Below are 24,221 nucleotides of genomic sequence, written 5' to 3'. Positions count from 1 at the left end.
GCCGGTCCCGCCAGGGCCGTCGCCCGTGTCGTGTGTCCGGTCCGCCTGTCCCGTCATCGTCGGTCACCTCTCCACGCCCCGTACGACTGTTCCCGGGACGATTCTCCTCGTACCCGGTGCCCGGGATAGGGGAAGGGGGGCCGGAAGCTCAGTCCATGACGTCGATCGTGACCCGGTTGGTCTCCACGCCGGCCGCCGTGACGACCGATACCTCCACCCGGCCCGGCTCCACGTCCGCCGGGAGGGGGACGGTCAGGGCCGCGTCGGTGGGGTTGGCGAAGCCGCCCGGGACCGGGACCAGCGGCACGTGGGCGTGGACGGGGCCGATCCGGACGACCAGACGGGTCAGCGGGTCGGGGGCTCCGGCACCGGGCGGGACGAAGCCGCAGCCGCGGATCTCGATGTCGTCCCCCATGCGGATCGGGGCGTCGAGATCGCCCGCCTCCCGGGACCGGACCACGGAGTGGATCGTGGGGCGGACGCCCTCGGTGCACTTCGCGGCGAGGTGCCAGGCCACCGAGACGCCGACGAGCAGCACGAGGGACCAGGGCACCTCGGGGAGCCGGTCGGGGGCGCGGACCAGACCGACGGCGGCGAGGGCCAGGACGGAGCCGGAGACGAGGAGGTACTGGACGTCGGCGAGGGCGGCCCGGCCGCTGTCGTCGCAGACCAGGTCGGCGGCGCGCGGACGGTCGGCGCGCACCTTCTGGAGGCGGCCGGCCGCGATGCCGAGGGCCACGACGAGACGGGCGGTGACGGTGACGGAGGCGACGAGGGCGAGGACGGTCAGCAGGCCCGCGCCCCGGGCCAGACCGAAGGCGGTCGCGCCCGGTGCCCGGAAGGCCAGGAAGAGGAGGGTGTAGCCGAGGAACAGGAGCCAGCCGGCGGCGACGGCGCGGGTGGTGGAGAGCCGGTTGTCCTCGCCGATCAGCGGGGCGAGGAGACCACCGCGGGCCCGGTGGGCGTGGGCGGCGGCGCTGAGCAGGACGGCGAGGACCAGGGCCGTCCAGAGGCCGGCCGTGCGGGCACCGGTCCAGCCGCCACCGATGGCGGTGAGGGCCTGGCCGAGGAGGAGGGCGAGGACGGCACCCCAGACGGCGCCGAGGCCGCCGCGCCGTACCCGGTCGAGCCAGGCGAGCCCGGCCTCCCGGCCGTGCACGGCGACCGCGCGGGCGGACTGGGCGAGCTCGTCGGAGACCCACTGGCGGGCGGCGACCGGCGAGTGGGCGACGGCCGCGGGGACGCCGTGCCCGGCGGCGAGTTCGTCGCGCCGGGCCAGGAAGGCGGCGACGGCGCGCCGGTGACCGGCCTGCCCGCAGTGGGCGCAGCCGGCACAGGCCGTCGCGTGCTCGCCGTACTGTCTCGCCTCTTGAACCGCCACGGTGCTCACTCCCGAGCTCACATCACGGCACGCTTCTGTCCGCGTCGATCCGCCTCGGTCCGCTTCGGTGCGTCCGGGCGCGCCCCGGAGGGCCAACCAGCCGTTGATTCCAGGGAATTGTGCCGCACCGGCGGCTCCCGCGCCTGCCGCGTGCGCCCCGCCGAAGAGTGATTGCCGCGCCATCTCATTGACGTACAGAAGGGTGAAGCGATGGTGTTACGACAGGAGTTCGGGGTCCGTTCGGCTGATCCTGCGCCAGAGGGGCTGGTAGTTGATCCAGGCGACGAGGTCGCTGCCGAGCTGTTCCCGGGTGGCGACCGCGTCGTGGTGGTCGATGAGAACGGGCTTGCCGGCGGCTCGCGCGGCCAGCTGGACCTGGGCGCAGCGTTCCAGGGCGATGAACCACCAGGCGGCCGCGTCGACGGAGGTGCCGACGGTGAGCAGCCCGTGGTTGCGGAGCACGATCGCCTTGAAGGTGCCGAGGGCGACGGCGATCCGGCGGCCTTCCTCGGCGTCCACGGTGACGCCGGTGTAGGCGTCGTAGAGGGCGTGGTCCTGGTAGAAGGCGCAGGCCTCCTGGGTGATCGGGTCGAGGAGTTCGCCGAGCGCGGCGAGCGCCCGTCCGTGGACGGAGTGGGTGTGGGCGACGGCGACGGCGTCGGGCCGGGCCCGGTGGACCTGGGCGTGGACGGTGAAGGCGGCCTGGTTGACGTGGTGGCCGCCCCGGACGACCTGTCCCTCGCCGTTCACCAGGATGAGGTCGCTCGCGGTGAGTTCCTCGAACGGTGCCCCGAAGGGGTTCACCCAGAAGCAGTCCGGGTACTCCGGGTCGCGGGCGGTGATGTGGCCCGAGACGCCCTCCTCGTACCCGAGCCGCCCGAAGAGCCGGAGGGCGCCCGCGAGCCGCTGCTTGCGGTGGGTGCGTTCCTCCTGGGCCGTCGCGTGGACGGGCGGCAGGGCGAAGTGGAGCCGTTCGACGGGGACGGGGTCCGGTATCACGCTCATGCGCCGGAAGGTAACGCCCGGCCGGTCAACTCACCAGAGCCCGGACACGACGAAGCCACGCCCCGGACACCCGGACACGACGAAGCCGCCGCCCCGGGTGACCGGGGCGGCGGCTTCAGTGGCGTGCGGGAGGGCTTACTCCCACTCGATGGTGCCCGGCGGCTTGCTCGTGACGTCCAGGACGACACGGTTCACGTCGGCGACCTCGTTCGTGATGCGGGTCGAGATCTTGGCGAGCACCTCGTAGGGCAGGCGCGACCAGTCGGCCGTCATGGCGTCCTCGGAGGAGACGGGGCGCAGCACGATCGGGTGACCGTAGGTGCGGCCGTCGCCCTGGACGCCCACTGAGCGGACGTCGGCGAGCAGGACGACCGGGCACTGCCAGATCTCGCGGTCGAGGCCGGCCGCGGTGAGCTCCTCGCGGGCGATGGCGTCGGCGTCGCGCAGCAGGTCCAGGCGCTCCTTGGTGACCTCGCCGACGATGCGGATGCCGAGGCCGGGGCCGGGGAACGGCTGGCGCTGGACGATCTCCTCGGGCAGGCCGAGCTCCTGGCCGACCATGCGGACCTCGTCCTTGAAGAGCTGGCGCAGCGGCTCGACGAGCTCGAACTCCAGGTCCTCGGGGAGGCCGCCCACGTTGTGGTGGGACTTGATGTTGGCCGTGCCGGTGCCGCCGCCGGACTCGACGATGTCCGGGTAGAGCGTGCCCTGGACGAGGAAGGCGACCTCGGGGCCCTCCTCCTGGAGGATCTCCAGCTGCGCCTGCTCGAAGACCCGGATGAACTCGCGGCCGATGATCTTCCGCTTGGTCTCCGGGTCGGAGACGCCGGCGAGGGCGTTGAGGAACCGCTCCTGCGCGTCGACGACCTTCAGGTTGGCGCCGGTGGCGGCCACGAAGTCCTTCTCGACCTGCTCGGTCTCGCCCTTGCGCATCAGACCGTGGTCGACGTACACGCAGGTGAGCTGCGAGCCGATGGCCTTCTGCACGAGCGCGGCGGCCACGGCGGAGTCGACGCCGCCGGAGAGACCACAGATGGCGCGCTTGGTGCCGACCTGGGCGCGGATGGCCGCGACCTGCTCGTCGATCACGTTGCCCGTGGTCCAGCTCGGCTCGATGCCGGCGCCGCGGTAGAGGAAGTGCTCGAGAATCTGCTGGCCGTGCGTGGAGTGCAGCACCTCGGGGTGGTACTGGACGCCGTACAGCTTCTTCTCGTCGTTCTCGAAGGCGGCGACCGGCACGACGTCCGTGGAGGCGGTGACGGTGAAGCCCTCGGGGGCGGCGGAGCAGGCGTCGCCGTGCGACATCCACACGGACTGCTCGACCGGGGTGCCCTCGAAGAGGGTGGAGCCGGCCTTGGAGACGTGCAGCGGGGTCCGGCCGTACTCGCGGGCACCGGTGTTGTCGACGGTGCCACCGAGGGTGGTCGCCATCAGCTGGAAGCCGTAGCACATGCCGAAGACGGGGACGCCCGCCTCGAACAGCGCACGGTCGAGGCGCGGGGCGCTCTCCGCGTACACGGAGGACGGGCCGCCGGAGAGGATGATCGCCTTCGGGTTCTTGGCCAGCATCTCGGCCACCGGCATGGTGGACGGGACGATCTCGCTGTAGACCCGCGCCTCACGGACGCGACGGGCGATGAGCTGGGCGTACTGGGCGCCGAAGTCGACAACGAGGACTACGTCCGGGTTGGAGACGTCGGGCGCGGCAGCGGGAGTCGCTGATGACACTACGGCGGCCTTCCGGCGGTAGGAGAGGTTCCCCCGAAGGGGGGGGCTATTTGTCGATTCTACCGGCGCGGCGGTGTCGCTTTTCGTCTCACCATCCGAACCCGGGTTGTCCCCGGCTTCGGGAGGGGGTCCATACTGAGGCCATGCGCAAGCACTCGACCTTCCTGTTTACCTATGGCAACCGGCCCACCGGCTGCCATGGTCGTGCTGCTTGAGCAACTGACAAGCGACTTCCCAGGCGCCCCGGGCCGACAAGGCCCGGGGCGTTCTGCTTGTCTCCGGGCCATGTCGCTCCAGGGCGTCCGACACCCCGAGGAGCCCCACCGTGACGACGAACACCGCCACCCCGAAGACCATCACCGAGCAGACCGGCGCCCGCACCGACGAGGCGGCGACGCTGATCGGCGACGCCCGTGATCGCATCGACTCCCTCGACGACCGGATCATCGGCCTCATCCAGGAGCGGATGGCCGTCTCGGCCGTGATCCAGGAGGCCCGGATCTCCTCCGGCGGCCGCCGGGTGAACCTGGCCCGCGAGATGGAGGTGCTCGGCCACTACCGTGACGCGCTGGGCAAGCCGGGCACGGCGCTGGCGATGACGATGCTGGAGCTGTGCCGCGGCCGCATCTGAAGGACGCACCCCAGGAACGTGCCTGAGCGAAGTGGCTGAGCGACGTGCCTGAGCGATGCGCGTGAGCGACGCGGCTGAGCGAAGCGGCTGAGCGAAGCGGCTGAGCCACGTGCCCGAGAAACGCACACGAGAGGCGTGCCCGGAGGGCGAGCGACGCATCCGAGTGCGTTCCCGCATCTGAGTTCGGTCCCGCTCTCACCCGTACGGCGCGTGACCGGCCGCCGCCGGGCTTCGTTGGTCCGGGTGTCCGTGCCAGCCAGGGGCGGGCCCGAATAGAAACCACGCGTGGCTTCGCTGGGGCGTGTGGCGTACCTCTCCGGTACGTCGTGGGACCTCGCACCAGCGCGTGTGACCGGACAGCAGGGGACAGCAGCCCGGTCACCCAGAAAGGGCGGTCGGTCCCGGGGACGCCCGGGGCCGGCCGCAACCGGCCGATCTCCCGATCCCCCGAATCTCCCCGATCCTCCCGTCCCCCGATCCCCTCCCCCTCGCGGCGCAACCCCCCGGCGCCGCCCCGCTCGGCACCGCCGCTGCCCTGACACCGGTGCCGACCCCAAGGGCCCCGCGCCGCGACCGGAATCGCGAGCGCGGGGCCCTTGCACGTCGCCCGGAGACCCGGAGCCCCGGAGACCCGGAGACGCGGAGCCCCGGAGACCCCCGGAGAGGCCCACCGGCGCCCGGCGACACCCGACCACGGGACGTGACGCGCGTCACACGAAGATCCCGTGCAACCGCTACAACCAATTCCTCGGGTCGCAGGTCATCTATGCAGCAACACCAGAGCTGGAAGGGCGCTGCACTCGGAGGGGGGTGCAGCGCCCTTTCATCTACGCGTGTCCGACGTCAGTCCTTCTTCGGCGGGACCGCCGGCATCCCCAGGAACGGCAGCCGCAGGGCGCCGAAGGCCTCGGACGGAACGGCGGGGGACTTCGGCTCGACCGCCGCGAGCCGTACGTACGCCTCGCCCTGCCGCGGGCGCGGGTCCTCCTCGCCCTTGTTCGGCCAGAAGGACATGGCGCGCTCCGCCTGGGCCGTGATCGTCAGGGACGGGTTGACGCCGAGGTTGGCGGAGACGGCCGCCCCGTCGACGACGGAGATCCCGGGGTGGCCGAAGAGCCGGTGGTACGGGTCGATGACGCCGGTCGCGCCGTCGGTGCCGATCGGGCAGCCGCCCAGGAAGTGCGCGGTGAGCGGGGTGCCCATCAGTTCGCCGACGTTGGAGCCGGCGAAGCCGTTGATCTCCTCGGCGAGGAGGCTGGCGGCCTGGGTGGCCTCGGCGATCTGGACCGGGTTCGGCGCACCGTGCCCCTGGCGGGCCGTGAGCAGGCCCTTTCCGAGGCCGCCGGGCTTGCGGTAGGTCGTCAGGGAGTTGTCGAGGGACTGCATGACCAGGCCGATGATGGTCCGCTCGGACCAGTGCCAGTTGGAGAGCGAGCGGACGGCGAGCCCCGGGTGCTTGAGCAGGTTGAGGAACCAGCTGCGCACCCGGTGGGCCCCGTAGGGCACCTGGAGGACGGTCAGGCTGCCCATGGAGTTGGAGCCCTTGCCGTACCGCACGGGCTCGATGTGGGTGTTGGCGTCCGGGTGGACGGAGGAGGTGATGGCGACGCCCCTGGTGAAGTCGGCCTTCTCCTTGCCGTGCTTCTTGCGGTAGCGGCGGTCGGTGGTCTGGGCGCCGACCAGGCCCTCGGAGTTGGTACGGGTGAGCTCGCCGAGCCGGTTCGAGATCCGGGGCAGCAGTCCGCTGTCCTTCATCCGGTGCAGCAGGGTCTGCGTGCCGTACGTGCCGGCCGCGATCACCACCCGGCGCGCGGTGAACGTGCGGCCCTTCCCCTTCCGCCGCTGGTCGGTGGGCAGGGTCTTCACCGCGAAACCGCCCCGCGAGTCCTCGGTGACGGTGACGACGGTGGTCATGGGGTGGACGGTGGCACCCGCCTTCTCGGCGAGGTAGAGGTAGTTCTCGTTGAGGGTGTTCTTGGCGCCGTGGCGGCAGCCGGTCATGCACTCGCCGCACTCGGTGCAGGCCCGCCGGGCCGGGCCCGCGCCGCCGAAGTACGGGTCGGCGACCTCGCCGCCGGGCTTCGCCTTCGCCGTACCGTCGGCGTCGTCGCCGTCTCCGAAGAAGACGCCGACCGGCGCCATGTGGAAGGTGTCGCCGATGCCCATGGCCTGCGCGGCGGACTTCAGGTGCACGTCGGAGGGGGTCATCGTCGGGTTCAGGCGGACGCCGAGCATGCGCTTCGCCTGGTCGTAGTACGGCCCCAGCTCGTCCTGCCAGTCCGTGATGTCCTTCCACTGCGGGTCGTCGAAGAAGGGCTTGGGCGGTACGTAGAGGGTGTTGGCGTAGTTGAGGGAGCCGCCGCCCACGCCGGCGCCGGCGAGCACCATGACGTTGCCGAGCAGGTGGATGCGCTGGAGGCCGTAGAGACCGAGGGCGGGGGCCCACAGGAAGTTCTTCACGTCCCAGGAGTTCTTCGGCAGGCTCGCGCGGGTGAAGCGCCGGCCGGCCTCCAGGACGCCGACCCGGTAGCCCTTCTCGGTGAGGCGGAGGGCGGTGACCGAACCGCCGAAGCCGGAGCCGACGACGAGGACGTCGTAGTCGTACGAGCTGTCCTCGTCCTGATTCTGGGCAGGGGGTACCGCGGTCATGGCTCTCCTCGTACGAAAAGGTGTGAAAAGGAAAGGGCGTCAGCGCAGGCGCAGGGCCTTCATCGCCTTCAGGGACACGCTCATGAACGCGGCGTACTTCTCGTCGTCCATCCCGAAGGAGGGCGCGAGCGGGATGAGCCGCTGCTGGGCGACGGTCTGCGCCTCGGTGTACTTGAGGATGCCCTCGGAGCCGTGGCGACGGCCGAGCCCGGAGTCCTTCATGCCGCCCATCGGGGACTGCACGCTGCCGTAGGCCGGGGCGTACCCCTCGTTGATGTTGACGGTGCCGGTGCGCAGCCGGGCCGCGACGGCGTGGCCGCGGCGCGAGTCCGTCGTCCAGACGGAGGAGTTGAGGCCGTACGGGGTGGCGTTGGCCAGCTCGACGACCTCGTCCTCGTCGGTGAAGCGGTAGACGGAGACGACCGGGCCGAAGGTCTCCTCGCCGCAGACGGCCATCGGGGCCTCGACGCCGTCGAGGATGGTCGGCTCGTAGAAGAGGGGGCCGATGTCGGGGCGGGCGACGCCGCCCGCGACGAGCGTGGCGCCCTTGGCGACGGCCTCCTCGACGTGCTTGGTGACGGTCTCCAGCTGCCGCTCGCCGACGAGGGAGCCCATGTCCGCCCCGTACGCGAGGGAGTTGCCCAGCCGCATGGCCTTGGTGCGGGCGGCGAAGCGGTCGAGGAAGGCGTCGGCGACCGACTCGTGCACGTACAGCCGCTCGATGGAGATGCAGAGCTGTCCGGCGGAGGAGAAGCAGGCGCGGACGGCTCCGGCGGCGGCCTTCTCGATGTCGGCGTCCTTGAGGACGAGCATCGCGTTCTTGCCGCCGAGTTCGAGGGAGACGCCGACGAGCCGGGCGGCGGCGCCGCGGGCGACCTCACGGCCGGTGCGGGTGGAGCCGGTGAAGGAGACGTAGTCGGCGTGCTCGACGACCGCGGGGCCGACGACCGGGCCCTCGCCGAGCACGACCTGGAAGACCTCGGCGGGGAGGCCGGCCTCGATGAGCAGGTCACGGGCCCAGAGGGCGGTGAGCGCGGTCTCCGTGTCGGGCTTCATGACGACGGCGTTGCCCGAGACGAAGGCGGGGAGCGCGTCGCCGACGGACAGCTCGAGCGGGTAGTTCCACGGCGCGATCTGGCCGACGACCCCGCGCGGCTGGCGCAGCTCGGTGACCTTGGTGAGGGTCGGCACGACGCCGGTGTGGCGCTTGGCGCGCAGGTAGGAGGAGGCCTTGCGGCCGTAGTGGCGGGCGGCGACGGCCACCGCCTGGACCTCCTCGTGGGCGTGCAGGCGGGCCTTGCCCGTCTCCAGCTGGATGAGGTCGAGGACCTCGGCCTGCCGCTGGAGGACGAGGTCGTGGAAGCGCAGGAGGACGGCGGCGCGGGCCCTGACCGGGGTGGCGGCCCAGGCGGCCTGGGCGGCACGCGCGCGCGTGAAGGCCTCGGCGACGTCCTCGGGGGTGGACTCGGGCAGGTCCGCCAGCTTCTCCCCGGTGAAGGGGGTGTGGTTGGCGGTGCGGCCCGAGCCGGCGACGCCCCGCGTGAGCCGGGCGACCAGCTCGGGCGTCACGACGTCGGCGGCGGTCCGCGCACCGGCGGGCGCGGGCGCGACCGGGTTGGTCGCGCCGGCGGGGGCGGCCGGGCGGGCCGCCTCGGCGGCGGCGTCGGGAACCGAGGGGGCGGCGGGGGCCTGCGAGTCCGTCATGAGGCCGAGCGTAGGCCGCGTTCCGGCCTTTGGGTACCCGTCGGTAACGCGTTTTCACCGTCCGCACACATAGCGCCAGCGATCACTGGCACATAAGTCCTGATCAGCGGCTTACGGCCGCCGGAGGCCGAGCGCGGAGATTTTTCCGCCCCTCAGGCCCCCGGCGCCCGCCAGTGCTGGAGGACGATGTCGAACTGCTCCCGGGTGGTCTCCCAGCTCGACTCCGGCGAGGACATGTAGATCGCGTACTCCGTGCCGTCGTCCTCGTAGTACATGAGGTCGATCGCGTGCCGCGGCCCGGGGAAGTCCTTCTTCTCGGTCCAGGTGAACTCCCACAGACAGGAGCGGACCTGGTCGCGGTAGGTGGTCTGGTTGAGCTTGACCCGCACGTAGTCCATGCGCTTCTCGAGGAGGGGCTCCAGGTCGAGGGCGTGCATGTACGGGTTCTCGAAGTCGGGGCTCCGGTCGACGCTGATCCGGATGCGGTGCTTGCCGTTGTCCGGGGTGTAGTCGATCTGGTCGCCCTCCTTCTGCCGCTTCCAGCCGTTCGGCACCAGGAGGCTGAACCCGTCCGGGTCCTCGACGCGGTGCCAGCCGGCCGGGACGCCGTTCCCGGTGCCCTTGGTGGCGGGGGACGTGGCCGTGGTCCGTCCGCCGCCGGGGTGGCGGTTTCCACCCGCGTAGTTCATGGCGGCGAAGACGGCACCGCCGGCGACGACCCCGGCGAGCAGCGCCGCGAGAACGGCGGAGCGCCAGCGGCCCCGGCCGGAGGAGGGCGGGGTGGCGGGGAGGCGGGTCGCGGGCCCCTGAGGCGTGTGGGGGTGGTGGGGCTGGTGGGGTACGTGTGACGGCTGCTGCAGCTGGGCCGGCTGGGGCCACGGCGTGGTGGCCTTCCTCGGCCCGCCCTCCAGGCTCTCCGTACCCGTACCCGTACCCATGCCCGTACCCGAGCCGTCCGCCGTACGGACTTCGCCGCCCGGGCCGTGCGCGCCCGCCGCCGAGTCCAGGTCCTCCCTGGCCACCCGCTGGGTCGGCACGTACGCCTGGGCCGCCGTCGGCGCCCGCCCCTCCATCGCGTCGAGCAGCATCCGCTCGGCCTCGTCCGCGCGCGGCCGCTGCGCCGGGTCCTTGCGGAGCAGGGCCACGATGACGGAGGCCAGCGGCCCGGCCTTCTCCGGGTACGGCGGCTCCTCGGCCACCACGGCCTGCATGGTGCTGATCGGGGAGGTGCGGCGGAACGGCGAGGTGCCCTCCACCGCCGTGTAGAGCGTGGCGCCGAGGGACCAGAGGTCGGAGGCGGGGCCCGGGTCACCGCCCTGGACGCGCTCGGGCGCCAGGTAGTCGATGGAGCCGACGATCTCGCCGGTCCGGGTGATCGTCGAGTCCCCCTCGATCGCCGCGATCCCGAAGTCGGTGATGAGGACGCGCCCGTCGCGTGCGAGCAGCACGTTGCCCGGCTTGACGTCCCGGTGCAGCACCCCGGCCGTGTGCGCGGCGCGCAGCGCGCCGACGACGTGCAGCCCGATCCTGGCCGCCTCGCGGGGCTCGATCGTGCCGGCCTCCTTGGCGGCGTCGGCGAGCGAGGGCCCGTCGACGTACTGCATCACGATCCACGGCCGGTTGTCGTGCTCCAGGACGTCGTGGACGGTCACCACACCCGGGTGCGTGATCCGGGCGGCGGCCCGCGCCTCCTTCTGCGTACGGGCGTGCAGCACGAGCCGGTCGGCCTCGGCCACGAACCGGCCCGCCGTCAGCTCCTTCACCGCCACCACGCGGTGCAGGACCTCGTCGTGCGCGCGCCAGACCTTGCCCATGCCGCCGCGTCCGATGGACTCGCCCAGCCGGTAGCGACCGGCGAGCAGCAGCCCCGCCCCTGTGTCCTGAGAATGTTCCACTTGCCCCCGCCCGTTCCTTCTGATGCCAGGTTACGGAGGTGGGTACGGGCGGCGGAACCTCGGGGCGGTCATAGGAACAGCACTGTGACCGGGGGCCGATGGGGATTCCGGCGCTCCGGTCGACACTCCGTCCGATTCGCCGTCCGATGCGGCGCCCGATTTCACCGTCCCGGACGGAACGCCTTCGTGGCCTGCTCGTAGATCTCGGAGACCTTGTCGCGGTCGCTCTCCGGTCCGATGACCTGGACGACGTGGTACCGGCCGCCGTCGATGAGGGCGAGATTGCGTACGAACACCTGACGGCCCGTGCTGTCCGTCCAGGTGTAGTTCCCCTCGGCCGTCGGCGTCCGGCCGATGTCCACCCGGCGCGCCTTCTCCTGCTGCGACCAGCTGGACGACCGGTACGGCTCCAGCTCGCGCTCCTTGACGTTCTGGTACTCCAGCGGGTCCGAGCCGTTGTCCCGGACGCTGTCCCGGCCGGGGACGACGATCAGGGTGAAATCGCCGCCCGTGTAGCGCACTTGGCCCGCGTCGTTGATCGGGCTGCGCCGCCATGCCTTCGGGACCCCGATCCGGAAGCCCTCCGGGTCCTGGCGCACGGCGTACCCGGCGGCGAGCGCGGGAGCCGAAGGGTCCGCCGCGGGCGGGGTGGTGGCCGGCTTCGCGGTCGGTTCGGCCGGTGGCTTCGTGGTCGCGGACGGGGCGCTGCTGGGCTTGGTCGTACCGGCCGGCGGTGCGGTCGTGGGCGTGGTCGGCGTGGTCGGTTGCTCTCCCGCGCCGGGCATGAACAGGACGGCGTACGCGACGGCTCCCGCGAGCAGCAGGAACACCAGGATCAGAAGCGTACGGCCGAGGGCGCGCGGGGAGCCGGAGTCCCGAGAGGCGCGGGGGGACCGGGAGGCGCGTGGAGCGCGTGGGGCGCGTGGGGCGCGTGGGGCGCGTGGGGCGCGTGGGGCGCGTGGGGCGCGCTGCGGGAGTTCGCCGTCGAAGTCCTCTCGGAACTCCTCGCGGTAGTCCTCGCGGTAGTCCTGGCGATAATCCGGCTGTACGCGCGCGTGGGCGTGCTCGTGGCCGCCGTGGTCGGGGCCGTACTCGGCGACCCCGGCGGTCTCGTGCCGGGCCGCCGGGCGCGGGTCCTTGGCGCGCTTGTGGCGGTGGCGGCCCGCCCCCGCTCCCCCGCGCCACCGGCGCACCAGCTCGCCGCGCCGCCGCACGATCGGAAGCCGGGCCTCGTCGAACGACGGCAGCGGTACGACTCCGAGCCCGGCGTCCGGCTCCGGCGCCGAGCGGACGAGGGAGCGCAGCCAGCCGCGCAGCTCCTCGAAGTCGGGCCGCTCGGTGGGGTCCTGGCGCAGCAGGGACTCCACGACCGGGCGCAGGGGCCCGCACTCCTCGGCGAAGGCCGGCGGCTCGGCGCAGACCAGCTGGACGAGCTCGGCCGCGTTGTCCTCGGGGTACGGGGCGTGGCCCTGGACGGCCCGGTAGAGGAGCGCGCCGAGCGCCCACAGGTCGGTCGCGGGGCCGATCGGCGGGGCGAGGCGCCAGTTCTCGTGCACGGGACCTGCCTGCTCGGGCGCCCAGCGCTCGGTCACGGCGCCGACGACCGCTATCCGTGTCTGGCGGGCCCGTTCGGCGGTGAGCCGCGTGGTCGGGCCTCGGTGCGCCTGGGCCGGGATCGCGACGGGTGCCTCCTCCCGTGCGCCGGCGGGGACCGGGAGGCGCGTGCGGTCCGGAGTCGCCGGCGTGTACCCGGCGGGCAGCGCCGGCCGGCCCGAACCGGGCAGCACGGAGCCGCCACCGGCCGGGATCGGCCCGGATCCGTCCCGCGAGGCGTGCGGGCCGTCGCTCCAGCTTCCGGCCAGCATCACGCGCGGCGGCGGGCCGGCCTGCGGGCCGCCGCCGTACGGCTCGTCGCCGTCGTCCTCGTCGTCCTCGTCGTCCGCCACCCGCGCCCACCACTGCGGCTCGGGCGCGCCGGAGGCCTGCGCCGTCGGCGGCGGGGGCGGCCCGGGCGTCTCCGGCGGTGCGGGACGCTGGACGGGGAGCGCCCCGGTCTCGCCGAGCCGGGCGGCGGCGCGGGCACCGGCCCGGTACGCGGCGATGGCCCCGGCCCGCGCGGCCCGCACGTCGGCGGTGGGCGGGGCGACCACGGGCTGCGTCTCGGCGACGGCCGGGGCGGCCCGCCCGTAGGGGTCGGCACCGTACGCGTCGGGGCCGGGGGTACCGGCCTCCCCTGCGGGCAGCCCGTCGTCCGGCTCCTCGCCGCCTTCGCCTTGGCCGGAGCCGTACTCCTCGGAGCCGTACCTCTCGGAGCCGTACTCCTCGGTGCCGTACTCCTCGGTGCCGTACTCCTCGGTGCCGTACTCCTCGGCGGCTATGTAAGGCTCAGGCGCGTACGGCCCAGGCACGTACGGCTCAGGCACGTACACCTCGACCTCGTGAACCCCGTCCCCGGGCTCGTAGGTCTCGGGCTCGTACGTCCCGGACTCGTACGTCCCGGGCTCGTAAGCCTCGGCCTCGTACACCTCGGCCCCGTACGTCTCGGAGCCGTCCCCCTCCGCCCCGTACGTCTCCGTCCCGTACGGCTCCGCCTCGTACGCCTCGCCTGCGTACGCCTCGTCCTCGTCCCCCTCAGGTGCGTACGGACCGCTCTCGTACTCCTCCGCCCCCGTCTCCGGCGACGCGAACTCGTCGGCCGGTTCCGGGACCGTCGCGTAGCCGCAGAGGGCTTCCTCGGCGGCGCCCACCGCCAGGCCGGTGAGGACCACGCGGCCGTCGTCGCAGACGAGCACGGTCCGGGCGGTGATGTTCCGGTGCACCCAGCCGTGGGCGTGGAGCGCGCGGAGGGCGGTGAGGACGTCGGCGCCTATCTCGGCCGCGCGGTACGGGTTGAGGGGCCGCTCGGCGAGGAGCGCGGCCAGTGGTCTGGCCTCCACGCGCTCGCTCACTATCCACAGCGAGCCGGCCTCGGCGAAGACGTCGAAGACCTGGTCGAGAAGGGGATGGTCGGGGATCTGCGCAGCGGCCTGGGCCGCCTCGATCGCCCGGCGCACCACGGGCTCGGCGGGCCGGCGGGTGGCCCGCCCCGCGCCGCCGTCGGGTCCGGAGGGGCCGCCCCGGCCGTCGAGCACCTCGGCGTCGACGAACTCCGGCAGCGGCACCTGGCGGACCAGGACCTCCTGCCCGCTGTAGGTGTCGAAGGCGCGCGTCTCCACCGGTTCGTACGCTTCGGCGTCCGCCGGCGGCAGCGGCAGGCGGTAGCGGTCGGCGAGCACCCTTCCCGCGTAGTCGTCCACGACGCCTCCCCACGCGCGCACGCTGTTCCCCCGTGGACCCGCGGATCCCTCGGGATCGGGCGGGATCACGCGAGTCCGTCAGTTCCGGTCCGGCACCGTGCAGTTGTCGGCTCTGTTCGGTTGCGTTCGGTCCGCGAACCTCACGATACGTGGCACCGGTCAGTCCTTGGGGCTGAACGTGGCGAACGCCGTCTCCCGCAGCGTCCTGCACTCCGCGCCGTTCCACTCGTCCGCCGCGCAGCTGATCATGATGGAGTAGCCGTGCGTGGCGTCCACCTTGAAGCCGCGGTTGAGCACGTGGACGCGGACGCCCTTCTGGGTGCGCTCGAACTCCCAGTCGGCGACGGTCGGGTAGCCCTTGTAGGAGACCGTCCTTATGCCGAGGTGCTTGTAGTCCTGGCTGGTGGCGGCCACGCCGTACCTGGCCAGCTCCCAGGCGCTCGCCGCGTCGTCCTTCGGGCTGCCGTTGTAGTCGACCTGGACGCGCGGGAAGCCGCCGCTCTCGTTGTATATCCCGCCGAGGGCGTATCCCGGGATCGAGTGGAACGTGAAGGACGAGGGCATCGCCATCGAGAAGTGGAGCCGGCCGTTGGTGACGACGCTGTAGCCGGCGGGCAGCTTCGCGCCCGCCTCGCCGCCGGGCTTGCCGGTGGGCGTGGTGCCGTTCTGCCCGTCCGTGGACCCCGTCGTGCCGTCGGTGCCCGTGGAACCCGTGCTGCCGTCGCCGCCGGGCTGGGCGCCGCCCTGCTGGCCGGGGCCGCCCGAGGACTGGCCCTGGGCGCCACCGGAACCACCGGAACCGTCGGCGCCCGCCGAGCCGTCGCCTCCGGCCGAGGCACCGGCCGAGGCCGTGGTGCCCCCGTCGCCCTTGCCCTGGTTGGCCTCGTCTCCCCCGCCGCCGAGGGAGACCGCGAGGATCGTCCCGAGCACGGCGAGTACGGCGACCGCGGCGATGATCACGAGGGTGCGGCGCGGTACGACGTCGGTCAGCGGCGCGCGGGCCGGGGCCGGCTTGCCGCCGCCCCGCAGCGGCTGGGTCGCCGGGCTCGGCTTCGGTTCGGCCTTCACGGACGCCGCCGCGTTCCGTACGGACTTCAGCGCGCCCCGCATCCGTTCGGCGGCGGCGTCGGGAGCGCTGTCGGCCGCCGGGGCCACCGGAGCCTGCTCGGGGCGCGGCGGCAGCGGTACGACGGTGGTGACCTCGGGCGAGGCCACGGGTGCCGCCTCGGGTGCGTCGAGCACGGCCCGCAGCAGGACCCGGGCGCGGGCGTCGTCGAGCCGCTGCGCGGGGTCCTTGGCGAGCAGGCCGTAGATGACCTGCTCCAGCTCGGGGCCCGCGTTCTTCGGCGGGTCGACCGGCTCGGTCATCACGGCCGTGAGGGTGGCGATGGCGGAGCCCTTGTCGTACGGCGGGCTGCCTTCGACCGCCGCGTAGATGAGGCCGCCCAGCGACCACATGTCGGCGGCCGGACCGGGCTTGTGGCCGCGGGCGCGCTCCGGGGAGATGTACGAGGGGGCGCCGACGAGCATGCCGGTGGAGGTGATCGAGGGATCGCCCTCCACCTGGGCGATGCCGAAGTCGGTGAGGACGACCCGGCCGTCCTCGGCGATCAGCACGTTGGACGGCTTCACGTCGCGGTGCAGGATGCCCTCGCGGTGCGCCGAACGCAGCACGTCGAGGATGGCGAGGCCGACCTCGGCGGCGCGCCGGGGCGTGAGCGTGCCGTCCTCACGGACGGCGTCGGCGAGGGACTTGCCCTCGATGAGCTCCATGACGATCCACGGGCGGTCGTCCTCGTCGACGACGTCGTACACGGTCACGGCGCCGTTGTTGCGGATCCGGGCGATGGCCTTCGCCTCGCGCAGGGTCCGGGTGATGAGGCGTCGCTTCTCGTCCTCGTCGATGCTGGTGGGGAAGCGGAGCTCCTTGACGGCGACGGTGCGGCCGAGGGTCTCGTCGACGGCGCGCCACACGGTGCCCATGCCGCCGCGTCCGAGGACCGCGCCGAGCCGGTAGCGGCCCGCGAGCAGCCGCCCCTCGCCGGCCGGTGCCTTGCGGAGCCGGTCGCCGCCGCGCGCGGTTCCGGCGCCCGTCCGGCGGTCGTTCTCGCCGTCGCCGTCCCCGGCGCCGAAACCGGCCCGCCCGGTCGACGGCTCGGTCCCGGGCAGCCGACCGGCCGCGCCGGCGTCGCCACCGGTGGCGGTCCCGTTCGCACCCGTCGCCCGGTCGGACGGCGCGTCCTGAGGGTCCTTCACGTCCGGGACGGCGTCGCCGGCGCTCTCCGCGCCCTCGCCGCGCACCGGGTCCGCGAGGTCCTCCGCGGACCGCGCGGGCTTCGCGTCCTCGACGCCCGGCTCCGGCTCACGCCCGTCCTCCGGGGCCTGCGCACCCCGGCTGACCTGCGCGTCCTTCGTGTCCCGCTCCGGCTCACGCGCGGCCGGAACCGCTCCTCGGTCGCCGTCGGTCGCGGCCCCCGCGGCGGCGTCCCGCCTGGGGTCCCTCGCCGTGTCCCGCGACTGCTCCGCCTCCGACATGCGTCCCCTCTGCGATCCCTGATCTTCGCCGCGTCTGCCGCTTCCCGCGCGATGCGGTAACCCGCCCTGGAAGAGAGGCCATTGTCCCTCACCTCGGGACGGGTGGCGCCCCCGGGTCCGCACTCCGGGATACGACGCCTCCGCACGGCCCCGAGGTTCCCACGGGACACGGACCCGCCGGACGTACCCCGGGGCACCCCGCCGGACATTCCGCCGGACGTCACTCCGATGCCCGTACCGCCCCCTCCTGTCTCCCGGACGCCTCCCTGTTGTCTCCCTGCCTCCTCGCTGCTGCCTCCCTGCCGCCCCGCTGCCGCCTCGCTGCCGTCTCCCCCGGACGCCCCGTCAGATGGGCACGATGTCAGGCGCCCCGAGCCGTGCGGCGTCCGCCGTCAGGTCGTCGGGCTGCCGCTGCGACTCGCGCTCCGCCTCCACCCGCTTCTCGTAGTGCTCGACCTCCTTCTCGATCTGGCGGTCGTCCCAGCCGAGGACCGGCGCCATCAGTTCCGCGCATTCGCGGGCGCTGAGCGTGCCCCGGTCGAAGGTCTCGATGGAGATCCTGGTCCGTCTGGTGAGGACGTCGTCGAGGTGGCGCGCTCCCTCGTGCGAGGCGGCGTAGACGATCTCGGCGCGCAGGTAGTCCTCGGCCGCCGCGAGCGGTTGGCCGAGGCTCGGGTCGGCCGCGACGAGGTCGAGGATCTCCTCCGTCAGGGATCCGTAGCGGTTGAGGAGATGCTCGACCCTCACGACGTGCAGGCCGGTTCTGGCGGCGATCCTGGCCCGCGCGTTCCACAGGGCCCGGTAGCCCTCGGCGCCGAGGAGCGGGGTGTCCTCGGTGACGCAGGGGGCGACGCGCTGGTCGAGGCCGTGCACCGCCTCGTCGACGGCGTCCTTCGCCATCACGCGGTACGTCGTGTACTTGCCGCCGGCGACGACCACGAGGCCGGGGACCGGGTGGGCGACGGTGTGCTCGCGGGAGAGTTTGCTGGTGGCGTCCGACTCGCCGGCGAGGAGGGGCCGCAGGCCCGCGTAGACGCCCTGGACGTCGTCCCGGGTGAGCGGGGTGGCGAGCACGGTGTTCACGTGCTCCAGGAGGTAGTCGATGTCGGCGCTGGAGGCGGCGGGGTGGGCCTTGTCGAGGTCCCAGTCGGTGTCGGTGGTGCCGACGATCCAGTGGCGGCCCCAGGGGATGACGAACAGCACGGACTTCTCGGTGCGCAGGATCAGTCCGGTGGTCGAGTGGATGCGGTCCTTGGGCACCACGAGGTGGATGCCCTTGGAGGCGCGGACGTGGAACTGGCCGCGCTCCCCGATGAGGGCCTGGGTGTCGTCCGTCCACACGCCCGTGGCGTTGACGATCTGCTTCGCCCGGATCTCGTACGCGACCCCGGCCTCGACGTCCTGGACGCGCGCGCCGACGACCCGTTCGCCCTCGCGGAGGAAGCCGATGACGCGGGCCCGGCTGGCGGCCCTGGCGCCGTAGGACGCGGCGGTGCGCACGAGGGTGGTGACGAAGCGGGCGTCGTCCATCTGGGCGTCGTAGTACTGAAGGGCGCCGACGAGGGCGTCCTTCTTCAGGCAGGGCGCGACCCGCAGGGCGTTCTTCCGGGAGAGGTGCCGGTGGACGGGCAGGCCCCGGCCGTGGTCGGAGGAGAGCGACATCGCGTCGTACAGCGCGACTCCGGAGCCGGCGTAGAACCGCTCCCAGCCCTTGTGCTGGAGCGGGTAGAGGAAGGGGACCGGCTTCACCAGGTGGGGTGCGAGCCGCTCCAGGAGCAGTCCGCGCTCCTTGAGCGCCTCCCGCACGAGGGCGAAGTCCAGCATCTCCAGATAGCGCAGGCCGCCGTGGATGAGCTTGCTGGACCTGCTGGAGGTGCCCGAGGCCCAGTCGCGGGCCTCCACGATGCCGGTGGAGAGCCCTCTCGTGACGGCGTCGAGCGCGATCCCGGCGCCGACCACCCCGGCGCCGACGACCAGCACGTCCAGCTCTCGCTCGGCCATGGCCGCGAGCGCCTCGGCGCGCTCGGCGGGTCCCAGTGTCGCTGTCCTCACGGCTGCTGCCTCCCGTCGTTCCCCCGTCTTCCCAGCACGCGAACCGGGCCCGTGTGGTCCGGCTCACAGCTCGATTCTGTCCCGGTCCCGCGAGTTCAGCCACCGCCTCGCCGCGTACCTGTGGATAACACTCGGCGACCTTCGGCCACACAATGCCGCATATCGGTCATATTTACGCCTAGTCTGACATTGCGCTCGGCCCGTTCTGTCCACCGGGCTTGCGCGTCGCGTCCCCTCCGGCTACTGGGAAGGACGGCCCACCCCCCATGCCCGCTGATCTCGCCGTCATCGGCCTCGGCCACCACGGACTCCCCCTGGCCCAGGCCGCCACCGCCGCAGGCATCGACACCATCGGCTACGACACCGACCCCCGCCCCGTCGCCGAACTCGCCGCCGGCCGCTCCCCGGTCGACGGCTCGCTCACCGCCCCCGAGATCCGCCGGATGCTCTCGGGGGGCTTCCGGCCGACCATCAACCCCGCCGAGCTCGGCCGGGTCCGCACCGCCGTCCTCTGCGCCCCCACCCCCCTCGGCCCCGACCGGACCCTCGACCTCACCGCCGTCACCGACGCGGCCCGCGCGCTCGCCGCCCGGCTGCGCCCCCACACCACCGTCCTCCTGGAGTCCCCGGTCCCCCCGGGCACCACCGAGGGCCCCCTCCGCGAGATCCTCGAGTCGGGCTCCGGCCTGCGCGCGGGCCGCGACTTCCACCTCGCGTACTCCCCCGGCCGCCTCGACCCCGGCAGCCGCACCCACGGCTACGCCGGCACCCCCAAGGTCATCGGCGGCCTCACCCCGGCCTGCACCGAGTCCGCGGCCGCCTTCTACGGCCGGCTCACCGACAAGGTGGTACGCGCGCGTGGACCCCGCGAGGCGGAGACGGTGAAGCTCCTGGAGACCAACTTCCGGCACGTCAACATCGCCCTCGTCAACGAGATGGCGGTCCTCTGCCACGAACTCGGCGTCGACCTGTGGGACGTCATCCGCTGCGCCGAGACCAAGCCCTTCGGCTTCCAGGCCTTCCGCCCCGGACCCGGCGTCGGCGGCCACGGCCTCCCCGTCGACACCGTCGGCACCCACCGCCCGCTGCGCCTCGTCGAGCTCGCCGGCCAGGTCAACGAACGCATGCCGCAGTACGTCGTCCAGCGCGCCGCCACCCTCCTCAACGAGCACGGCAAGTCGGCCCGCGGCGCCCGGATCCTGCTCCTCGGCATCACGTACAAGCCCGACCTCCCCGACCGGCAGGGCTCCCCCGCCGACGAGATCGCCCGCCGCCTCATGGACCTGGGCGCGGCCGTCAGCTACCACGACCCGCACGTCCCCGACTGGCGGGTCCGCGAACTCCCGGTCCCCCGCGCGGACTCCCTCTACGAGGCCGCCGCCCACGCCGACCTGACGATCCTCCTCCAGCACCACCGCACGTACGACCTCCAGGGCCTCTCGGTGAAGGCGCAGCTCCTCCTCGACACACGGGGGGCGACGCCCGCCGGAGCGGCCCACCGCCTGTGAGCCCGACCAGGGCCGCCCGCACCGAATTCGCCTATGCCGCTGTCATGACCGACTGCTAGCCTCCGGGGCAATCGCGCGCATCCGCACCGCGCGCACGTCCCGGGGGCCCCACGTGATCGTCTTTCTGCTGATTCTCGCCTTCTTCCTGACGGTGGGAACGGCCGGTCTCTACGTGGCCCTGAACGTCAAGGACTCGGCCGTGCGGCTGGAACAGAACCAGCTGCGCAACCACGCACTGCGCGCGCAGGCCCGCGGCGACCTGGAGCCGCCCAGCCGGTTCCTCCCCGCCGTCGGCTTCCGCCTGCTCGGCGGGATCCTGGCCCTGTGCGGCCTTGGGCTGCCCGCCACGCTGGTGATCGTGGCACTCTCCGCCTGACGACCACCGGCAGCGAAGGACCCGGCCCGGCGCGAACCCACGTCCGCGCCGGCCCCGCCCACACCTGCCCGACCATCCGCTCTTCACCGTTCCCTGGGGGGGAATCCGCATGAGCCAGCCCGTCCCGCCGCCCGGCAACCCGTTCGCCGACGGCGCCGCGCCCCAGCCGTACCCGATGGCCCCGCCGCCCGCTCCCGCGCGCGGCAACGTGGGGCTCGGCCTGGTCGCAGCCCTCGTCGCGGCGCTCGTCGCCGCCGGTCTCTACGGCGGCATCGCCGGCGCCGTCGAGCGCGAGATCGGCTGGGCCGCCGTCGGCGTCGGCTTCCTCATCGGCTTCGCGGCCGGCAAGACCGGCGGCAACAACCCCGTGCTGTCCGTGGTCAGCGCCGTGCTCTCGCTCGGCTCGGTGTACCTCGGCGAGCTGATCGCCCTCTCGATCTTCGCCGCCAAGGACCTGAACGTCTCCGCCACCGAGATCTTCTTCGAGCACTTCGACGTGCTCACCGCGGCCTGGAAGGAAGAAGTGGACCCCCTGACGTTCCTGTTCTTCGCCCTCGCCGCGTTCGCCGCGTTCTCCGGTGCCAAGAAGGCCGCCCAGTAGGCCGCCCCCGCATGTGAAGGGGCCCCGCACCACCCGGTGCGGGGCCCCTTCGCATGCGTACGGAAGACGTCAGCGCTTGTGCTGGGCGTCCGCGACCGTGACCTCGACGCGCTGGAACTCCTTGAGCTCGCTGTAGCCCGTGGTGGCCATCGCGCGGCGCAGGGCGCCGAAGAAGTTCATCGAGCCGTCCGGGATGTGCGACGGGCCCGCGAGGATCTCCTCGGTGGTGCCGACGATGCCCAGGTCGACCAGCTTGCCGCGCGGCACGTCCTCGTGGACGGCCTCCATGCCCCAGTGGTGGCCCTTGCCGGGCGCGTCCGTGGCACGGGCCAGCGGCGAGCCGATCATGACCGAGTCGGCGCCGCAGGCGATCGCCTTCGGCAGGTCGCCGGACCAGCCGACCCCGCCGTCGGCGATGACGTGCACGTACCGGCCGCCGGACTCGTCCATGTAGTCGCGGCGGGCGGCGGCCACGTCGGCGACCGCGGTCGCCATCGGGACCTGGATGCCCAGGACGTTACGGGTGGTGTGCGCGGCGCCGCCGCCGAAGCCGACCAGGACACCGGCCGCGCCGGTGCGCATCAGGTGCAGGGCCGCGGTGTACGTGGCGCAGCCGCCGACGATGACCGGGACGTCCAGCTCGTAGATGAACTGCTTCAGGTTCAGCGGCTCGGCCGCGCCCGAGACGTGCTCGGCGGAGACCGTCGTGCCGCGGATGACGAAGATGTCCACGCCGGCGTCGACGACGGCCTTGGAGAACTGCGCGGTGCGCTGCGGGGAGAGCGCGGCGGCGGTGACGACACCGGAGTCGCGCACCTCCTTGATGCGCTGCCCGATCAGCTCTTCCTTGATCGGGGCGGCGTAGATCTCCTGCAGACGGCGGGTCGCGGTCGCCTCGTCCAGCTCGGCGATCTCGTCGAGGAGCGGCTGCGGGTCCTCGTACCGGGTCCAGAGGCCCTCCAGGTTGAGGACGCCCAGGCCGCCCAGCTCGCCGATGCGGATGGCGGTCTGCGGCGAGACGACCGAGTCCATCGGCGCGGCCAGGAACGGCAGCTCGAAGCGGTAGGCGTCGATCTGCCAGGCGATCGAGACCTCCTTCGGGTCCCGGGTGCGCCGGCTCGGGACGACGGCGATGTCGTCGAACGCGTACGCCCTGCGGCCGCGCTTGCCGCGCCCGATCTCGATCTCAGTCACGATGTGTGGCCTTTCCCTCTACGTCTGCGCCTACCAGTATCCCCGACACAAGCGTGAGGGGCGGCTCCGGCCACATGCCGGAACCGCCCCCACGCGTCGCGCTGTGTTACTTCCTGCTGTAGTTCGGCGCCTCGACGGTCATCTGGATGTCGTGCGGGTGGCTCTCCTTGAGGCCCGCCGAGGTGATCCGGACGAACCGGCCGTTCTCCTGGAGCTCCGGAACCGTGCGCCCGCCGACGTAGAACATCGACTGGCGCAGACCGCCCACCAGCTGGTGGACGACGGCCGAGAGCGGACCGCGGTAGGGCACCTGGCCCTCGATGCCCTCGGGCACGAGCTTCTCGTCGGAGGCGACGCCCTCCTGGAAGTAGCGGTCCTTGGAGAAGGAGCGCTGCTCGCCGCGGGACTGCATGGCGCCGAGCGAGCCCATGCCGCGGTACGACTTGAACTGCTTGCCGTTGATGAAGAGCAGCTCGCCCGGGGACTCCTCGCAGCCCGCGAGCAGCGAGCCGAGCATCACCGTGTCGGCGCCGGCGACGAGCGCCTTCGCGATGTCGCCGGAGTACTGCAGGCCGCCGTCGCCGATGACCGGGACACCGGCCGCCTTGGCGGCGAGGGAGGCCTCGTAGATCGCGGTGACCTGCGGGACGCCGATGCCGGCGACCACGCGGGTGGTGCAGATGGAGCCCGGGCCGACACCGACCTTGATGCCGTCGACACCGGCGTCGATCAGCGCCTGGGCGCCGTCGCGGGTGGCGATGTTGCCGCCGATGACGTCGACCGAGGAGTTCGACTTGATCTTGGCGACCATGTCGCCGACCAGGCGGGAGTGGCCGTGCGCGGTGTCGACGACGATGAAGTCGACGCCCGCCTCGATCAGGGCCTGGGCGCGCTCGTACGCGTCACCGGCGACACCGACGGCCGCGCCGACGAGCAGGCGGCCTTCCTTGTCCTTGGCGGCGTTCGGGTACTTCTCGGCCTTGACGAAGTCCTTGACCGTGATGAGGCCCTTGAGGATGCCCGAGTCGTCGACCAGGGGCAGCTTCTCGATCTTGTGGCGGCGCAGCAGCTCCATGGCGTCCACGCCGGAGATGCCGACCTTGCCGGTGACCAGCGGCATCGGGGTCATGACCTCGCGCACCTGGCGGCTGCGGTCAGACTCGAAGGCCATGTCGCGGTTGGTGACGATGCCGAGGAGCTTGCCGCCCTGGTCGGTGACCGGGACGCCGCTGATGCGGAACTTGGCGCAGATCGCGTCGGCCTCGCCGAGCGTGGCGTCCGGGTGGACCGTGATCGGGTCGGAGACCATGCCGGACTCGGACCGCTTCACCAGGTCGACCTGGTTCGCCTGGTCGGCGATGGAGAGGTTGCGGTGCAGGACACCGACACCGCCCTGTCGCGCCATGGCGATCGCCATGCGGGACTCGGTGACCTTGTCCATCGCGGCGGAGAGGAGCGGGATGTTCACCCGCACGTTCTTCGAGATGTACGAGGCGGTGTCGATCTGGTCGGGCGCCATGTCGGACGCGCCCGGCAGCAGCAGCACGTCGTCGTAGGTCAGCCCGAGTGTCGCGAATTTTCCGGGCACTCCGTCGACGTTGGCAGTCATGACACCTTCCCAAATGGCCTTGATCGGTGCGGGATGTCCATGCTAACGGGCTTGAGC

General features: G+C 72.8%; 15 protein-coding genes. 4 read left to right on the top strand and 11 right to left on the bottom strand.

What is annotated here, in order from left to right; genetic code table 11:
• Positions 1-148 precede the first annotated feature (148 nt).
• The 3 genes from ACN9M0_RS22405 to guaA all read right to left on the bottom strand — a co-directional run bounded on the left by ACN9M0_RS22405 (position 149) and on the right by guaA (position 4,114).
• Positions 149-1,381, bottom strand: a complete 1,233-nt coding sequence (locus tag ACN9M0_RS22405) for a hypothetical protein (protein ID WP_399695872.1) — start codon at positions 1,379-1,381, stop codon at positions 149-151.
• A gap of 216 nt (positions 1,382-1,597) precedes the next feature.
• On the bottom strand, positions 1,598-2,386 hold the full coding sequence (locus ACN9M0_RS22400; RefSeq protein WP_366039918.1) for a class II aldolase/adducin family protein: 789 nt from the start codon (positions 2,384-2,386) through the stop codon (positions 1,598-1,600).
• 135 nt (positions 2,387-2,521) lie between these two features.
• On the bottom strand, positions 2,522-4,114 hold the full coding sequence (gene guaA / locus ACN9M0_RS22395; protein ID WP_366039919.1) for a glutamine-hydrolyzing GMP synthase: 1,593 nt from the start codon (positions 4,112-4,114) through the stop codon (positions 2,522-2,524).
• A 325-nt stretch (positions 4,115-4,439) separates the two neighbouring features.
• Between guaA and ACN9M0_RS22390 the strand changes: the two genes are divergently transcribed.
• Complete coding sequence (locus ACN9M0_RS22390; protein WP_366039920.1) at positions 4,440-4,745, top strand: chorismate mutase; 306 nt, start codon at positions 4,440-4,442, stop codon at positions 4,743-4,745.
• Between the two features lie 843 nt (positions 4,746-5,588).
• On the opposite strand, the gene ACN9M0_RS22385 is transcribed toward ACN9M0_RS22390, so the two are convergent.
• From ACN9M0_RS22385 to ACN9M0_RS22360, 6 genes are all read right to left on the bottom strand, one after another.
• Positions 5,589-7,394: a GMC family oxidoreductase gene (locus ACN9M0_RS22385; RefSeq protein WP_366039921.1), complete on the bottom strand. Its 1,806-nt coding sequence runs from the start codon at positions 7,392-7,394 to the stop codon at positions 5,589-5,591.
• 39 nt (positions 7,395-7,433) lie between these two features.
• On the bottom strand, positions 7,434-9,098 hold the full coding sequence (locus tag ACN9M0_RS22380; protein WP_399695871.1) for a succinic semialdehyde dehydrogenase: 1,665 nt from the start codon (positions 9,096-9,098) through the stop codon (positions 7,434-7,436).
• Between the two features lie 152 nt (positions 9,099-9,250).
• On the bottom strand, positions 9,251-10,993 hold the full coding sequence (locus tag ACN9M0_RS22375) for a serine/threonine-protein kinase (protein WP_426404090.1): 1,743 nt from the start codon (positions 10,991-10,993) through the stop codon (positions 9,251-9,253).
• Between the two features lie 161 nt (positions 10,994-11,154).
• A complete protein-coding gene (locus ACN9M0_RS22370) occupies positions 11,155-14,289 on the bottom strand; it encodes a protein kinase (protein ID WP_426404089.1) in 3,135 nt (1,044 codons plus the stop codon).
• 159 nt (positions 14,290-14,448) lie between these two features.
• Positions 14,449-16,824 carry a serine/threonine-protein kinase gene (locus ACN9M0_RS22365; RefSeq protein WP_426404088.1) on the bottom strand — a complete coding sequence of 792 codons (2,376 nt, stop codon included), beginning with the start codon at positions 16,822-16,824 and terminating at the stop codon, positions 14,449-14,451.
• A 345-nt stretch (positions 16,825-17,169) separates the two neighbouring features.
• Positions 17,170-18,876: a glycerol-3-phosphate dehydrogenase/oxidase gene (locus tag ACN9M0_RS22360; RefSeq protein WP_426404087.1), complete on the bottom strand. Its 1,707-nt coding sequence runs from the start codon at positions 18,874-18,876 to the stop codon at positions 17,170-17,172.
• Between the two features lie 266 nt (positions 18,877-19,142).
• On the opposite strand from ACN9M0_RS22360, the gene ACN9M0_RS22355 reads away from it, so the two are divergent.
• From ACN9M0_RS22355 to ACN9M0_RS22345, 3 genes are all read left to right on the top strand, one after another.
• A complete protein-coding gene (locus ACN9M0_RS22355) occupies positions 19,143-20,384 on the top strand; it encodes a nucleotide sugar dehydrogenase (RefSeq protein WP_366036384.1) in 1,242 nt (413 codons plus the stop codon).
• 112 nt (positions 20,385-20,496) lie between these two features.
• On the top strand, positions 20,497-20,760 hold the full coding sequence (locus ACN9M0_RS22350; RefSeq protein WP_366036385.1) for a hypothetical protein: 264 nt from the start codon (positions 20,497-20,499) through the stop codon (positions 20,758-20,760).
• A gap of 109 nt (positions 20,761-20,869) precedes the next feature.
• Complete coding sequence (locus tag ACN9M0_RS22345) at positions 20,870-21,361, top strand: hypothetical protein (RefSeq protein WP_399695866.1); 492 nt, start codon at positions 20,870-20,872, stop codon at positions 21,359-21,361.
• A 69-nt stretch (positions 21,362-21,430) separates the two neighbouring features.
• On the opposite strand, the gene ACN9M0_RS22340 is transcribed toward ACN9M0_RS22345, so the two are convergent.
• A complete protein-coding gene (locus tag ACN9M0_RS22340; RefSeq protein ID WP_030211425.1) occupies positions 21,431-22,555 on the bottom strand; it encodes a GuaB3 family IMP dehydrogenase-related protein in 1,125 nt (374 codons plus the stop codon).
• Positions 22,556-22,661: 106 nt separating this feature from the next.
• Complete coding sequence (gene guaB / locus ACN9M0_RS22335; RefSeq protein ID WP_366036387.1) at positions 22,662-24,164, bottom strand: IMP dehydrogenase; 1,503 nt, start codon at positions 24,162-24,164, stop codon at positions 22,662-22,664.
• Between the last annotated feature and the right edge of the window lie 57 nt (positions 24,165-24,221).

This window comes from Streptomyces sp. R-07, from assembly GCF_049913175.1.
GTDB lineage: Bacteria > Actinomycetota > Actinomycetes > Streptomycetales > Streptomycetaceae > Streptomyces.
This window is presented reverse-complemented; position numbering and strand designations above follow the sequence as displayed.

Coding starts and splice junctions, on each gene's coding strand:
- ACN9M0_RS22400 (WP_366039918.1), bottom strand. CDS start 2,386: ATGAGCGTGATACCGGACCCCGTCCCCGTCGAACGGCTCCACTTCGCC.
- ACN9M0_RS22385 (WP_366039921.1), bottom strand. CDS start 7,394: ATGACCGCGGTACCCCCTGCCCAGAATCAGGACGAGGACAGCTCGTAC.
- ACN9M0_RS22380 (WP_399695871.1), bottom strand. CDS start 9,098: ATGACGGACTCGCAGGCCCCCGCCGCCCCCTCGGTTCCCGACGCCGCC.
- ACN9M0_RS22365 (WP_426404088.1), bottom strand. CDS start 16,824: ATGTCGGAGGCGGAGCAGTCGCGGGACACGGCGAGGGACCCCAGGCGG.
- ACN9M0_RS22355 (WP_366036384.1), top strand. CDS start 19,143: ATGCCCGCTGATCTCGCCGTCATCGGCCTCGGCCACCACGGACTCCCC.
- ACN9M0_RS22345 (WP_399695866.1), top strand. CDS start 20,870: ATGAGCCAGCCCGTCCCGCCGCCCGGCAACCCGTTCGCCGACGGCGCC.
- guaB (WP_366036387.1), bottom strand. CDS start 24,164: ATGACTGCCAACGTCGACGGAGTGCCCGGAAAATTCGCGACACTCGGG.